We start from the raw sequence: 13,820 nt of genomic DNA, 5'->3' as shown, positions 1-13,820 counted from the left end.
CGGTGAGCACCGGATACCCCCGACTTACGCATACACACCCGCGTGCAGAAAACTCATGCGGAAAATATGGACGCCGTACGGGCGTCACACGATGGTGAGCACCTCCGACACGGGGCGGCGCGGCGTCACGACGCCCTGGGGGCCGTAGCCCAGGCGCAGCACCATCTGGACCGGGCCCTCCCCGACGACGGGGTCCCGGCTCAGCCCGCGCAGGTCGCCGCTCTCCAGCAGGTGCGAGGTCAGCGAGCCGGCCAGACCGGCCAGGGTCGCCCTCAGCAGGACGCGCTCCAGCGCCTGGCCCGCGCGCAGCCAGTCCGCCGGGCTGTCGCTCGGGGTGCTCAGCAGTGCCAGCTGCGGACTGCGTTCGAAGGCGGTCGCCCCGTGGTCGGCCGTGGTCCGTCGGCCGGCGAAGTCGCGCCAGGGGGCCTTGCCGTCGGTCTTGCGCGGCCCGAAGGCGTATTCGGGCACTCCGTCGACGGCCGTCTCCGCCTCGGCGCCCAGCCGGGTCCAGTGCTCCAGTTCCTCACGTCCGGCGGGGTCCGACTGGTCGCGGGCCTCGGCGTCGCGCACCAGTTCCAGGACGAAGTCGCCGTGCCAGGGCTGGGCGAAGGCGAGCGAGGCCCCCTCCTGCTCGGCGGCCTCGTGCAGGTCCTCCCGTACGGGCTGCGGGATCGGCTGGTCCGTGAAGGGGTGCCGGCTGGTGTGCCGCCGCCGGAGCGCGGGGTGCAGCCGCGCCAGCTCGTCGTCGGGCGCCCCGCCGGGGCCGGCGGGTGCGAGGCGCAGCGCGGCCAGCAGGTGCGGGTCGCCGGGGTCGGGCAACAGCCGGACCTCGGGCGCGAGCCCCTCGTGCGCGGCGGCCACGCGCAGGTTGAACAGGGCCGCTCCGCAGCCGATGTACAGCGACCGGTTGTCGGGGTCGGTGCGCGGCATGGCCCGTGCGAGGTCGGCGCGCAGTTCGAGGACACCCTGGTCCGTCAGGAAGCGGAACGTCCAGGGCTGCGCGTTGTGCATGGACGGGGCGAGGACCGCCTCCGCGACGAGCGCTCCCACCGTCCCGACGTCGATGTCTCCCGCGGTCATCGGACCGTCTCCTCACCGGCCGGCGACGGACGCCGGCCCTGTTCTAGCAGTACCCGAAGGCGGACTCCGTCACAGCTCGGCCCGCCTCCGGGTCCGGCGATCCGTTCCCCGATCGCCGCCCGGGGTCTCACTGGTCGCTCCGCGGTGCGTGCCCGTCGCCGCGCGGGGCGCGTCCCTCGCTCCGCGGGGCGCGTCCGGAGCGGCGCGGCATCACCTTGTACGCGGCCACCAGCACCAGCAGGGGCGCCGCGCTGACGGTGAGCATCGTCAGGCGCAGGCCGTTGGTGAAGTCGAGGGCGAGGTCCAGTCCGGACGCCTGCCGGAGCAGGTTCGGGTCGTACCCGGCCGTGCCGGGGCTGGTGGCCATGGCGCCCCGGACCGTGTCGACGGCCTCTCCGGCCTGGCTCAGCGACATCCCGCGTGCCTCGGCGTCCGCGGTCCACCGGCGTTCGAAGAACAGGTCCAGCAACAGCAGGTAGACCGTGGGGCCCAGGGCGTAGCCGGTCATGCCGAAGGCCGGCTGGACGGCGGCGGTGGTGCCGGCCTTGCCGGGGGGCGTGTGGGACAGGATCGTCTCGGAGGCGGAGGCCGAGGTGATCAAGGTGCCGAGGTTGCAGCTCCAGGTGGCCAGGACGAGCAGCCACAGGGCCATCCGTGCCTCGGCGGTGGCCGCCGTCAGCAGACTGCTGGCGATCAGCACCGTCAGGCCGGTGAGCATGACCGGCCTGGGCGAGTACGCCGCCATGATCCGCCCGGTGTAGATGCCGGCCGCCACGATCACCGCGGTGCCGGGCAGGTACAGCAGGCCGACCTCCTGTGTGGACAGCGCGAGCACGCCGGAGCCGAACTGCCCGAGGACGACGCTGAACCCGGCGGAGAGGAAGTTCAGGGTCAGGGCTGCCAGCACGGCGACCGCGAAGGGCCGTCCGCGGAACAGTTCCAGCGGCATGGCCGGTTCCGGTGTCCTGCGCTCGTGGCGGACGAACGCGGCCGCGGTGAGGGCGCTGACCGTCAGCGGGATCCAGGCCTGCGGGTGTCCCAGCCCGTTCTGTGCCGCGCCGATGCCGTGGACGAAGGCCAGCAGGGCGAGACCGAACAGGGTCACTCCGGCGACGTCGAGCCGGGAGGTGCGGTGGCCGGGCGGCACGGCGACGTGACGGACGGTCAGCACCAGGGCCACCAGCGAGAGCAGGGCGGCCGGCAGGAAGACACCCCGCCAGCCCAGCCAGTCCACCACCGCTCCCCCGACCAGCGGGGTCACCCCGTACAGGCCCATGTCGACGGCCATGAACACGCCGAGGGCGAGGGGCCGGGAGCCCGAGGGCACGGAGACGGTGAGCAGGGCCAGGGACAGCCCCAGCATCGCGGCCATGGCCAGCCCGTCCAGGAGACGCATCGCCAGCAGGAACGGGTAGTTGTGCGAGAGCGTGGAGAGCAGGTTCACCACGATCCCGGCGGCCAGGCCCGCGACCAGGAGCCGCTTGGGTCCGTGGGCGTCGCCCAGATTGCCCACGGCCAGGACGGCGGAGGCCACCACGAGCGTCGCCGCCCCGCCCAGGAACCCGAGGACGTCGGGCGGTACGCCGAAGGTCCGGCCGATCAGGGGCAGGTTCAGGCTCAGCATGAGGGGGTCGATGGCGGTGACGGTGAACGACACCGCGGGCCCGAGCACGGCGAGCAGGAGCGCCCCGGTGAACTTCGGCGTCCCCCCGGCCTCGCGCACGGCGGCCGCGCCGCCCTCACCTGTTCTCATCGGCACTCCAGCGGCCGGCCGGGGCGCGGGCCGCGGCGTCCTCCCGTTCGCGCGCCGTCACGCCGCCGCCGCGACCCGGGTGCGCAGGTTCTGGAACTGACGGGCCTGCATGACGAAGTGGGCGGGCTCGCCGAGCAGCAGGTCCAACGGCCGGGTGAGCGGCCGTGGGCGGCCGAGTCCGCGGGTGCGGACCACCAGGCGCGTTCCGCCGCCGGGGGCGGGTGCCAGGTGGAAGCCCCAGATCCCGTCGAGGCGGGCCCGGGGCGCCGGCTCCGAGCCACGGTCGAAGGAGTGGCCGCGGGTCAGGTCGAGGTCCGAGCGCAGGACCAGGGTGCGGTGGGGTGCGAGGAGCGCCACGGAGAACCAGGTCCGGCCGCCACGCGCCGTGTCGATGCTCTGGCCCTCCTCCAGCGCCTGCCACCGGGGCTCGATGTGGTCGGCGCTCGGTCTGCCGTAGTGGTCCAGCCAGTCCCAGCTGTACCAGCCCCCGCGGTCGTATCCCATCTGCACCAGCCAGGCCCACACCGTCTCGGGCGGTGCCGGCAGGGTCGTCGCCATGGTCGACGTGGCGTCGGCGTCGGGGACGAGTTCGTCGCCCGGGTAGACCCGCGTGATCTCCTCGCGTGTCGCGCCCCAGGTCAGCAGCCCGGGCCGGATCCACCGCGCGTAGGCGGCCAGTGCCCCGCAGGCCAGGACGACGGGGAGGGCCCGGGAGACGCGGGAGAGCGGAAGGTTCCGCGGTCGGGTGTACGCCCGGTGCCGGCGTGTGCGTCGCGTGGGCATCGTGGCCTCCCTGGGTGTCCTCCCCGGGTCTGCGTCTGCTTCCGGACTACCAGGGGCGGCGGGAGGGGTGCGAGGGCCGTTCGGCCCGCCGGGGGCGCCGGTCAGCCCCGGGAGTCCGGGTCGCGGTTCCCGTCCCGGCGGCGGGAGATGCGGGTGCGGGCGGAGCGCCGGCGCAGCCGGGCCTGGGCCCTCAGGGTGTCCCACTCCCGGCGGACCTCGTCCGCGGAGGGCCGGCGCCCCTGCCCGATCCGGACCAGTTCGTCCCGCACCTCGCGGCCCACCGCCGCCGAGGCCACGAGGACCAGCATGACGCCGAAGAGCGCCGAGATCATCGCGAAGACGACGCCGACCGAGCCGTAGCGGGCCGCGTAGGAGTTGAACAGGTGCGGCAGGTAGAAGGTGGCACCCACCGAGTACAGCGCCGAGAGGACGGCCGCGATCACCGCGAAGGGGGCCAGCTCTCGCGGGGTGATCCGCTTCGCGGAGAGGATCCGGCCGCTCCACATGAGGAACACGGCGGTCACCGGCCCCTCGTACAGGGAGGCGACCAGGCCGAACCGCCCCCTGCCGAAGACGGCGTACAGCCAGCCGGTCACCGCCACGTAGACGGCGAGGGTGAGGATCCACCACAGGCCGTTGCGCGTGTTGCGCACGCCGAGCGGCCTGAGTTCCCAGGTCTGTTCGAACAGCCGCTGGGTGGCCCGGGCGAAGCTGAGCGCGGAGATCAGCAGGAACACCGCTCCGAAGAAGCCGACCCCGGTGCTCTCCCCCTCGGCCGGGGTGAAGAGGAACCTGACGGTCTCCGCGCCCGACTGGGTGAGGCCGTAGCGCTTGATGATGCGGTCGGCGGTGTCCTCGCCGCCGAGTCCGTTCAGCAGGGCGCCGGTGAGGATCACGACCGAGACCAGCGCCGTCAGCGCGCCGGACGCCAGGGCCATCGCGCGGTCGAAGCCCACGACCTTCTGGAACCGGTTGATCACGCGCAGCGCGAAGGCGGGACGCAGCCAGAAGGTCAGCACTCCGATGAGGCGCTCGCGATCGATGCCCGCCGTCCTGTCCTCCGTGCACGTCGAAACCCGCCGGACGACGGGAGGCTAACGGATGGCCGGGCGGTGACCGGGGACGACACGGCGGGGCGGGCGCGGCCTCCCTCGGCCGCCCGTCGTCGCGGCGGGTGGCGCGCCGCCGCGGCGGCGGGCGGGTCCGGCACGAGGTGGTCCAGCTTGTCGTCGTCGGGGTTCACGGGTCCGCCTCCCGGACAGGCCCAGCACCGGCCCGCACCCCACTGGCGGGGGAGGAGAAGTCGGCCTCGAGGACGGCATCGGTCACGGCGGGCACCTCCACGGCGGGTTGCGCTGGTCCACGCCGACCTCGCACGTGCTGATCCGCTTCGCGACCGAGGACGTGCCGGTGGGCGACAAGGTGATCCCCGCGGGCGACGCCCTGATCGTGTCGTACGGCGCGCTCGGCCGTGACGAGCGGGCGTACGGGCCCGACGCGGGCGACTTCGACGTGACCCGGGAGCCGAGGAACCGTCACATCTCCTTCGGGCACGGCCCGCACGTCTGCCCGGGCGCGGCCCTGTCCCGGCTGGAGGCGGCCGTCGCGCTGCCGGCCCTGTACGCCCGTTTCCCGCGTCTGGACCTCGCGGTCCCGGTGTCGGAGCTGCGCAACAAGCCGGTGGTGACGCAGAACGACCTCTTCGAACTTCCGGTCAGGCTCAACCCGTAGGCCGTACGGCGGGCGGCCGAGATCGCGCACGTGGGCCGCCCGCCCCCCTTCCGCGCCTTCACATTTTCTCCACCTTGCCCACACCTTGCTCTCACCTTCGGATATGCTCCAGGCGCTTCAGCCGTTTCACCGAGGGGGGACCTCAATGCGCATACGCTCTGCCCTGGCCGTCGCCGCCACCGCCGGTACGTTCGCCGTCTTGGCCGCCGGGCCGGCCCAGGCCACCGAGTACTCGTCGGCGCTCAAGATCAAGGGCGTCCAGTTCGACGCTCCCGGGCGGGACTCCAACAGCTGCTCGACCGGCAACACCAAGTCGGAGTACCTGACGATCAAGAACTACTCCGGCACCGCGACCGTCAACCTCAGGGGTTACGTCGTGAAGGACGCCGCCGGCAACAGGTTCACGTTCCCCGCGAACCACTACCTGCAGCCCGGCGACTACGTGAAGCTGCGCGGCGGTCACGGCACCGACTCCGACGCGAACAATGTCGCCTACCGCCAGAACTGCAACTTCATCTGGAACAACGACAAGGACACCATCTACCTGTACAAGCCGTCCGGCGCCCACGCGGACACGCACGCGTACACCGCCTCGCGCGACGACCGGGACGGCAACGGGTACATCACCTACCACGGCTGACATCCCCGCGCGGGACGGCTTTCCCGGCGGACCGAGCGTCCCGGGAAAGCCGCCCCGACGGCGGTCCGGCGGCCGCGGCCCGGCAGTCCGGCGACCACGGCCCGGCGACCGTATTCATCAGCGGTGCTTCTGAATGCGATGCGAAGGAACGGTTGGACTTCAGGATCAACGAGGCGCAGGGTGAACACGTCCCCCTGTGTCCGCTGATCCGGCGGGGACAACCCTTCCCTGCACCACTTTCGGAGATCACCCGATGAACCACGTCGCGGACCCCGAGCGCTACAACGGCACCATGCGCTACCGCCGCACCGGACGCTCAGGACTCGACCTCCCCGTCCTGTCCCTGGGCTACTGGCACAACTTCGGGGACGACCGGCCGTTCGAGACACAGCGCGAGATCGCGCTGCGCGCCTTCGACCTCGGGATCACCCACCACGACCTCGCGAACAACTACGGCCCGCCCTACGGCTCCGCGGAGATCAACTTCGGGCGGCTGATGAAGCAGGACCTCGCGCCCTACCGGGACGAGCTGGTGATCTCCACCAAGGCGGGCTGGGACATGTGGCCCGGCCCCTACGGCCAGGGCGGCGGCTCCCGCAAGTACGTGCTGGCCTCGCTCGACCAGTCCCTGCGGCGCATGGGCCTGGACTACGTGGACATCTTCTACTCCCACCGCCTCGACGCGAGCACCCCGCTCGAGGAGACGATGGGCGCGCTGGACACCGCGGTCCGCCAGGGCAAGGCCCTCTACGTCGGCATCTCCTCGTACGACACCGAGCGGACCCGTCGGGCCGTCGCCATCCTGCGCGACCTCGGGACCCCGCTGCTCATCCACCAGCCGTCGTACAGCATGGTCAACCGCTGGATCGAGACGGAGGGCCTGCTGGACGCCGCCCAGGAGGAGGGGTTCGGTGTCATCGGCTTCACCGCTCTCGCCCAGGGGCTGCTGACCGGGCGCTACCTCGACGGGGTCCCGCGGGACTCACGGGCCGCGCAGGGCACCTCGTTCGACACCGGCTGGCTGTCCGACGACATGCTGCACCGGCTCCGCGCCCTCAACGACATCGCCGCCCGCCGCGGCCAGACCCTGGCCCAGATGGCGCTGGCCTGGGCCCTGCGCGACGAGCGCGTCACCTCGCTGGTCATCGGCGCCTCCCGGGTGGAGCAGCTGGAGCAGAACGTCGCCGCGCTCGGCAACCTCGACTTCGGCGCCGAGGAACTGGCCGAGATCGACAAGTACGCCACCGACGGCGGCGTCGACCTGTGGCGGGACGCCCGCACCGGCAACCTGGGCTGACCTCCGCCTCCTGAGCCGCGCCCACCGGGATCCGGCCCCGCGAGACACACGCGCGCGGGGCCGGATCCCGGTCAGTTCTGCGGCGAGTACCGGCCGAAAGCCGCTCCCGGCGCGGCCCGCGCCGCACGGACGGGTATCGCTCCCCCACAACGCCCGCACGCGCAGGGCAAGGGGGAGCCGACCCTGGTGGCTTGGAGGCGGCACGGATCCGGTCGACGCGAGCCGCGCCGGGAACGGCGGCGGCGCACGGTGCGCCTGCTGCGCGCCCAGGGCCGCTACGGGCCCGAGTTCCGCGAGGTGCTGCCCGCGCTGAGCTACCTCGTCCTGACCGTGTGCCTGACGGTCGCGGGCGCGGCCTCGGCGTACCGCGCCGTGGGCGCCGACGCTCCGCTGGCGGGCCTGGGCTGTCTGGCCCTGGTGGTCGTCATCGCCGTACGGCACCGGCGTCCGCTCACCCGGCGGCGCCTCGGCTACTACACCGCCGAGGAGATAGCGGATCTCGACGCGTCCGGCCTCGCCCTGGCCGTGGCGCGCATGCTGCGCCGGGACGGCTGGCACGTCACGGCCCCGCCCGGGGAACGCGTCCGCCCCCGGGTGCGGGCCGCCCGGCGCGGCCGCGGACAGCGGCTGGAGGTCGTCTTCCGTCCGGTGGCCGAGCCGCTGCCGGACGAGGACGCGCCCGCCCGCGGGACGGGGCCCGGGCCGCCGCTGCACCTGGTGGTGCACCGCGGCACGTTCAGCGCCCGGGACGTGCTGTGGGCCCGGCGACAGGGCGGCACCCGTCTCATGGACGGCGCCCTCCTGCACCGATGGGCCCACGGCACGCCCCTGCACCACCTGATCGACATCTCCTGAAGGAACGTCAACAGGACCGCACAGTGGTGCCTTCGACCGGACGGACGGCGGTGCGCTAGGACGACAGCGCCCACACGGCGTACGCCAGGGCGTCCGCGTTGCGGTTCAGGGCCGTCGCGTCCCGGAAGTCAAGAGCGGAAGCCGGACACCGGTGTCCGCATGGCGGAGGGGGCGGCGACGCGGGGCATGCGGCGGGGCGCCGACGGCGCCTCGGCGAGTCCGGCGGCCGCAGGCCGCCGATCACCAAGGCGCCGTCGGCGCCCCGCCGCGCGCTCAGCGTCTGCGGCCGCGGACCGACCAGCCGCTGCCGATGCCCGCGACGTGCAGGGCCAGCAGGGCGAGACCGATGAGCATGATGTTGGTGGAGGTGAAGGTGCCGTTGGTCGAGATGTCGGCCGCGTTGATCAGGAAGGAGATGAAGAACAGGACCGCGGAGACGATGGCCAGCACGAGGGCTTCCTTTCGCAGAGTGGAGTTCTCATGTGTCGTGCTCTGCGGATGCCCCCGACCGGCCCTCGCATACAGGCGGTTGGGCCCGGACGGACCGCGGCCCGGAGGGAGTGGTCAGTCCATCGGTCCGTTCAGTTCGTTCAGCCCCTGCAGCCCCTTCAGTCCGTCAGTCCGTCAGTCCGGCGGCCACCACCGCGCCCAGTTCCCAGCACGCCTCGACGTCGGCCCTGCCCGGCTCGCCGGTCACGCGCACCGCCTCGGCCGCGAGGCGCCAGCCGAGGCCCGTGGTGATCGACTCGATGGCACGCACCGCTCCGGTGACGTCGTTGCCGCCGTGCACGTAGTAGCCGAAGGGCCGTCCCCGGGTCTCGTCCAGGCACGGGTAGTAGATCTGGTCGAAGAAATGCTTCAGGGCGCCGGAGACGTAGCCCAGGTTCGCCGGGGTGCCGAGCAGGTACGCGTCGGCGGCGAGGACATCGGCGGCCGTGGCGGACAGCGCCGCCTTCCGCACCACGCGGACGCCCTCGATCTCCGGGCTCGTGGCGCCGGAGACCACGGCCTCGAACATGGTCTGGCAGTTCGGCGAGGGCGTGTGATGCACGATCAGCAAGGTAGGCACGTCACGCACCTTCCCCCGGCGCCCCCTCCGGCCGCAAACGCCGTGCACCCCCGGCACTCACGGGACGGCCGTCCGCCCGCACCCGCACGCGCGGTCGGTTGGGCCGTTTCCAGCGGGACTGCTGCCGACCGCCGCGCTGGTCGCCACTTGAGCGGGAGTGCCGCAGTCGGCTCGGGTTCCGCACTGCGGCACTCCCACTCCCCGGGACACGGAAGGAGGAGCACATCCCGGTGCGGGGGCGGGTTCCCCGGCGGCCGGACCTCAGGCTGCGCCGAACGGTTGATCTCCGAGGACGGACGGAAGACGTGATCTCCGAGGACGGCCGGAAGATGGGTCTGAGCATTCGGTATGCCGTAAGCGCATGGAACACCGATCCGACAGGCATTGGACGCATGGATACCTCGCACGCGATCCTGGAACCGGCGGCGCCCGACCGCAACGACGCGGGCCCCACCGAGTACGCGGGTTCCGCCCGGGTACCCGAGCCCGGCCGCCACCCGGCGAGCCACGGCCCGCCCTCGTGGGGGCGCCCCCGCCGTACACCTTCTCTCTCATCGGTCCCCCTCGGCTCCGCCCCCGTCGGTGAACTCGCCGGTCCGGTCGGCCGACCGGACATCGCACGCCGTCGACCGCCGAGTCGGCATTCGAAAGGACAGCGCTCGTATGACCTCAGCAGCCCGTGAACGACCGGGGCGCTCGCCGCGCGACGTCCCGCCGTCGAGGCTGCGCCGCGCCGGCGTCCGGCTCGGCTCGCTGCCCCTCGCGGCGGCGGCGCGGGGTGCCGTCGCACTGGCCGTACCGCTCCTCGTCGGCATGCTGACCGGGGCCGTCGTCCCGTCCGTGCTCGCCGCGATCGGGGCCCTGTGGGGGGTGAGCCAGGACGGTGCCGACCCGTACCGGCTGCGGGTCCGGCGGCTCGGTCTCATGGGCCTGGCCGCCGCGCTCGGCCTGCTCGCCGGGGAGCTCGCGCTCCGCAACGGGCAGCAGACGGCGGTGACGGTCTGCCTGGTCGTCGCCGCGCTGGCAGCCGGTTCGGTCAGTCTGCGCGGTGCGGTGGCCTCCGTGGCGGGCATGCACCTCCTGCTCGGCGTGACGATCGGCGGCGGCATCCCGATGCCGGGTCCCTGGTGGCAGGCGCCCCTCGCGCTGCTCGCCGGGGTGGGCCTGGTCGTCGTACTGTCCGCGGCCCCCTGGCTGTGGCGCCGGCACGACATCGAACGTGCCGCGGTGCTCGCCGTGTACCGGGCCTCCTCCGAAGCGCTGTCGGCGGCCGGCTCCCCCGCCGCCGAAGCCGCGCGGCGCCGGCTGACCGCCGCGCTGGACCACGCCCAGCAGGCGATGCGCCGCCCTTCGTCGCGCGGCGACCGGGCGGAGCCGGAGCGGCGGGCGCTGCTGCGGGCCTTCCACACGGCCGTGCGGCTGGGCGAGGTGACGTCGGCGCTGGTGTGGGAGGCGCGTCCGCTGCCTCCGGCCGCGACGCGCCTACCGCTGGCCATGGCGGAGCGACTGCTGCCGGACACCCGCATGACTCCCGCCACCGACTCCGGCGCCGCCCCCGTCCCGTCCGGCGAGTCCGAGGAGGCCGACTGGTCCGGCCACTCCGACCGCTCCGCCCCTCCCGACTGCTCCGCCCCGCCCGCCCGGTCCGACCGGTCCGACCGGGAGGGTGCCGTGCTCGACGTCCCGGCCGGGTCGCCGGGCCTGCGGGCGCTCGCCGAGCTGTGCGCGGAGACCGACCGGGCGGGAATGCCAGAGGTGGCCCTGCATCCGCCGCTCCGCCCGTGGGAGGGGCGAGCGGCACATATGCGGTACGCCGTCCTGCTGGCGGCCTGCGTGCTCGTCGCGCAGCTGTGCGCGCTGCTGCTGCACGGCCCGCGCGGGTACTGGCTCCCGATGACCGTGGTGTTCGTCTACAAGCCCGACTTCGGCCCGGTGTTCCGGCGGGCCCTGCACCGCTGCGCCGGCACCGTCGTCGGGGTGGCCGCCATCGGCGCGGTGACCCTGCTCACCACGGACACGTACGCCCTCATCGGCGCGGTGGCCGCCTTCGGCGCCCTGATGGCCGTAGGCGTGCGCCACCACTACGCGCTGGCCACGCTGGGCCTGACCGCGATCGTGTTCGTCCTGGTCGATCTGCTCGGCGACCACCGGGCGCTGTACGGGGCGCGGATCCTCGACACGGCCCTGGCCGCGGCGATCGTGCTCGTCGCGCACTTCGCACTGTGGCCCGACTCGGCGGCCGGGCGCGCCTCCGCGCAGACCGAGGCCGCGCTGTCCGCCGCGTACCGGTACCGCGATCTGGCCCCCACCGCCACCCTCTCCCAGCGGCACGCGCTGCGCCGCGCCGCCTACCAGCAGCTCGCGCAGGCCCGGCGGGCCGCCACGCACGCCCACGACGAACCTGGGCATCCTGGGCGGCGGCTGCCGGACTGGGAGGCGGCCATCAGCACGGCCGAGCAGCTCTGCGACGCGGTGTCCGCACGGACCCTGGCCGCCACCCCGGCGGCCTCCGCGCACGCGGCCACCCGACACTCCGCGCCCACTCGCGTGCCCTGACAGAATGACGGAGATGGATCTCCAGGTACTGCGCTCCTTCCGGGCGGTGGCCGGCGGCCTGACGGTGACCGAGGCCGCCGCGGAGGCCCGGGTCACCCAGCCCGCCCTGTCCCGGGCGCTGAACCGGCTGGAGGAGGAGGTGGGCGCGCAGCTCCTCCAGCGCGTCGGCCGCGTGCTGCGGCCGACGCCGGCGGGACGGGTCTTCAAGGAGTACGTCGACGCCGTCCTCGACAGCTACGACCGCGGCCGGCGGGCCGTCGCCGAGGTCGTCGACCCGGACGCGGGTGTGGTGTCACTGGCGTTCCTGCACACGCTCGGCACCTGGCTGGTGCCCAAGCTGGTGACCGGGTTCCGCGAGGCGTATCCGCAGATCCGGTTCGAGCTGCACCAGCACGAGGAGAACGGGCTGGTCCAGCATCTGCTCGACGCCACCGCGGACCTGATCATCACCAGCGACGACCCGGGCCATCCGCTGATCACCTGGCGGCGGCTCCTGGTCGAGCCGCTGTGGCTCGCCGTCCCCACGCGGCACCCGCTGGCGCTGCGCCCCCGGGTGCGCCTGGCCGAGGTCGCCGGGGAGCCCTTCATCCTGCTCAAACCGGGATACGGTCTGCGCGGCATCACCGAGACGCTGTGCCGCCAGGCCGGGTTCACCCCGCTCGTCGGCTTCGAGGGTGAAGAGGTCCACACCCTGCGCGGCCTGGTCGCGGCCGGTCTGGGCGTCTCCCTCATCCCCTCGTCGCCCGACACCGCGGCGGCGCCCGACTTCCCGATCCGCTACCTGGAGATCACCGACGTGCGCGGCGCCCGGGACATCGGCATCGCCTGGCTCTCCGGCCGGACCCTGCCACCGGCGGACCGCCGCTTCCTCGACCACGCCCTCGCCGCGACGGCCGCGACCGCCGACACGGACACGAACACGGACACGACCTCCGACACGGATGCGGACCGGATCACTCCGGGCACGGCTCCGTGAGGGGAACCCGGCTCCCGTCCACGGCGGCCCAGGGCTCCGGTCCCGTACCGTCGCTCCAGGCCTGGAGCGCCTGCCGGTCCACGCAGACGATCCCGCACTGCTCGGCGTACTCGACCGCCGGGGCCGTGAAGTCGCTGGTGGTCACGAGGGCCGCGACGTCCGCCCCGTGGACCGTGTAGCAGGTCCCGCCGAAGCGCTGGAGCTCCTCCGAGCCCACCCGGTTGGTGGCGCAGTAGCGCTTGCACTGGATGACGACACGCCGCCCGTCCGGGGTCACGGCGAGGACGTCGGCGCCGAGGTCTCCGGCTCCGCCGACGACCTCGACGGAGGAGCATCCGTCCCGCTCGCACAGCGCGGCTATCGCCTGCTCGAACTCGTACGGATCCAGCGCCTCGTAGTCGACGCCTCCGGCCTCCGAGCCTCGGGCGGGCAGCTCGGTGGTCACGAGGGCGACGGTCTCCTGAAAGCCGGCCCCCGGGGCGCTTTTTGGCCCGGTGTCCGAAGAGACGGGCGGATCGGCGTACGGCGTGAGGTGCGGGTCCGCGTGCGGGTCCGCGTCACCGGCGCGGGGCGCCAGAACGTACGCGTCCGCCGCGTGGGGTACCGGCCGGGCGGACGCGACGGGGCCGGGAGGCGTCTCCAGCGCGTCGAGCGCCGTCCTCGTCGCCTCGTCCAGCGCGATGGCGGCCCGGTACGCGGCCCGCTTCACCGCGTAGCCGCGCCGCCGGCGCCGCGCGGCGAGGACGGCGGCCGTGACGAGGAGGCCCAGGACGACGGCCCAGGCCGGGCGCTGTTCCACGGCGGCGGCCGCCGTGCGTGCGGTGAGACCGAGGATGGTCACCGCGGCGGCGAGGATGCCGAAGCACAGGGCGGTGGCTCGGAGATCGAAGGCGCGTCGGCGGTCGGTCCGTCTGATGCGGCGTGCGGGTGTGGTCACGGCGGTGCTGCCCCTCCTCGGCTGGTCGTGAAGATCACTTCCGCCCGTCTGCCCCTGATCGCACACTTCACCGACCCGGTTCCCCCACCGATCTGACATGCCCTTACCTGGAGCAATGGTCAGGGCCCGGCGCCGTCCCGCCG

The 13,820-nt window shown here is 73.6% G+C and carries 12 protein-coding genes and 1 pseudogene; 6 read left to right on the top strand and 7 right to left on the bottom strand.

The genetic code is table 11. From position 1 onward, the window contains the following. Window positions 1-84 precede the first annotated feature (84 nt). From ACIQ9G_RS07710 to ACIQ9G_RS07695, 4 genes are all read right to left on the bottom strand, one after another. On the bottom strand, window positions 85-1,080 hold the full coding sequence (locus ACIQ9G_RS07710) for an Acg family FMN-binding oxidoreductase (RefSeq protein ID WP_403607410.1): 996 nt from the start codon (window positions 1,078-1,080) through the stop codon (window positions 85-87). 127 nt (window positions 1,081-1,207) lie between these two features. Then, window positions 1,208-2,833, bottom strand: coding sequence for an MFS transporter (locus ACIQ9G_RS07705; RefSeq protein ID WP_403607409.1), 1,626 nt, complete (start codon window positions 2,831-2,833; stop codon window positions 1,208-1,210). A gap of 57 nt (window positions 2,834-2,890) precedes the next feature. Next, complete coding sequence (locus tag ACIQ9G_RS07700; RefSeq protein WP_403607408.1) at window positions 2,891-3,616, bottom strand: hypothetical protein; 726 nt, start codon at window positions 3,614-3,616, stop codon at window positions 2,891-2,893. A gap of 101 nt (window positions 3,617-3,717) precedes the next feature. Further along, window positions 3,718-4,635 carry a YhjD/YihY/BrkB family envelope integrity protein gene (locus tag ACIQ9G_RS07695; RefSeq protein ID WP_403607407.1) on the bottom strand — a complete coding sequence of 306 codons (918 nt, stop codon included), beginning with the start codon at window positions 4,633-4,635 and terminating at the stop codon, window positions 3,718-3,720. Window positions 4,636-4,966: 331 nt separating this feature from the next. Here ACIQ9G_RS07695 and ACIQ9G_RS07690 point away from each other — a divergent pair. The 4 genes and pseudogenes from ACIQ9G_RS07690 to ACIQ9G_RS07675 form a co-directional block, all read left to right on the top strand. Further along, window positions 4,967-5,347 (top strand): annotated as a pseudogene (locus ACIQ9G_RS07690) (cytochrome P450); the annotation flags it as partial. 145 nt (window positions 5,348-5,492) lie between these two features. Continuing rightward, on the top strand, window positions 5,493-5,987 hold the full coding sequence (locus ACIQ9G_RS07685; protein WP_403607406.1) for a lamin tail domain-containing protein: 495 nt from the start codon (window positions 5,493-5,495) through the stop codon (window positions 5,985-5,987). 253 nt (window positions 5,988-6,240) lie between these two features. Next, complete coding sequence (gene mgrA / locus ACIQ9G_RS07680) at window positions 6,241-7,284, top strand: L-glyceraldehyde 3-phosphate reductase (protein WP_403607405.1); 1,044 nt, start codon at window positions 6,241-6,243, stop codon at window positions 7,282-7,284. 186 nt (window positions 7,285-7,470) lie between these two features. Next, the gene (locus tag ACIQ9G_RS07675) at window positions 7,471-8,139 is read left to right on the top strand and encodes a hypothetical protein (protein WP_403607404.1); all 669 of its coding nucleotides are present in this window, start codon (window positions 7,471-7,473) and stop codon (window positions 8,137-8,139) included. A 273-nt stretch (window positions 8,140-8,412) separates the two neighbouring features. Here the strand turns inward: ACIQ9G_RS07675 and ACIQ9G_RS07670 are convergent, their stop codons facing one another. Next, window positions 8,413-8,589 (bottom strand): hypothetical protein, encoded by a 177-nt coding sequence (locus tag ACIQ9G_RS07670; protein WP_402438692.1) that lies wholly within the window; start codon window positions 8,587-8,589, stop codon window positions 8,413-8,415. 166 nt (window positions 8,590-8,755) lie between these two features. Further along, window positions 8,756-9,208 carry a flavodoxin family protein gene (locus tag ACIQ9G_RS07665; RefSeq protein ID WP_403607403.1) on the bottom strand — a complete coding sequence of 151 codons (453 nt, stop codon included), beginning with the start codon at window positions 9,206-9,208 and terminating at the stop codon, window positions 8,756-8,758. 663 nt (window positions 9,209-9,871) lie between these two features. Here ACIQ9G_RS07665 and ACIQ9G_RS07660 point away from each other — a divergent pair. Continuing rightward, window positions 9,872-11,764, top strand: a complete 1,893-nt coding sequence (locus ACIQ9G_RS07660) for an FUSC family protein (protein ID WP_403607402.1) — start codon at window positions 9,872-9,874, stop codon at window positions 11,762-11,764. Between the two features lie 13 nt (window positions 11,765-11,777). Beyond that, on the top strand, window positions 11,778-12,740 hold the full coding sequence (locus ACIQ9G_RS07655; protein ID WP_403607401.1) for a LysR family transcriptional regulator: 963 nt from the start codon (window positions 11,778-11,780) through the stop codon (window positions 12,738-12,740). Here the strand turns inward: ACIQ9G_RS07655 and ACIQ9G_RS07650 are convergent. Next, the gene (locus ACIQ9G_RS07650; RefSeq protein ID WP_403607400.1) at window positions 12,718-13,677 is read right to left on the bottom strand and encodes a restriction endonuclease; all 960 of its coding nucleotides are present in this window, start codon (window positions 13,675-13,677) and stop codon (window positions 12,718-12,720) included. The genes ACIQ9G_RS07655 and ACIQ9G_RS07650 overlap by 23 nt on opposite strands. Between the last annotated feature and the right edge of the window lie 143 nt (window positions 13,678-13,820).

Origin of the sequence: Streptomyces sp. NPDC096152 (assembly GCF_044763235.1) — a bacterium.
Lineage (GTDB): Bacteria > Actinomycetota > Actinomycetes > Streptomycetales > Streptomycetaceae > Streptomyces.
The sequence above is the reverse complement of the archived record's forward strand: the minus strand, read 5'-3'. Positions and strand labels throughout refer to the sequence as shown.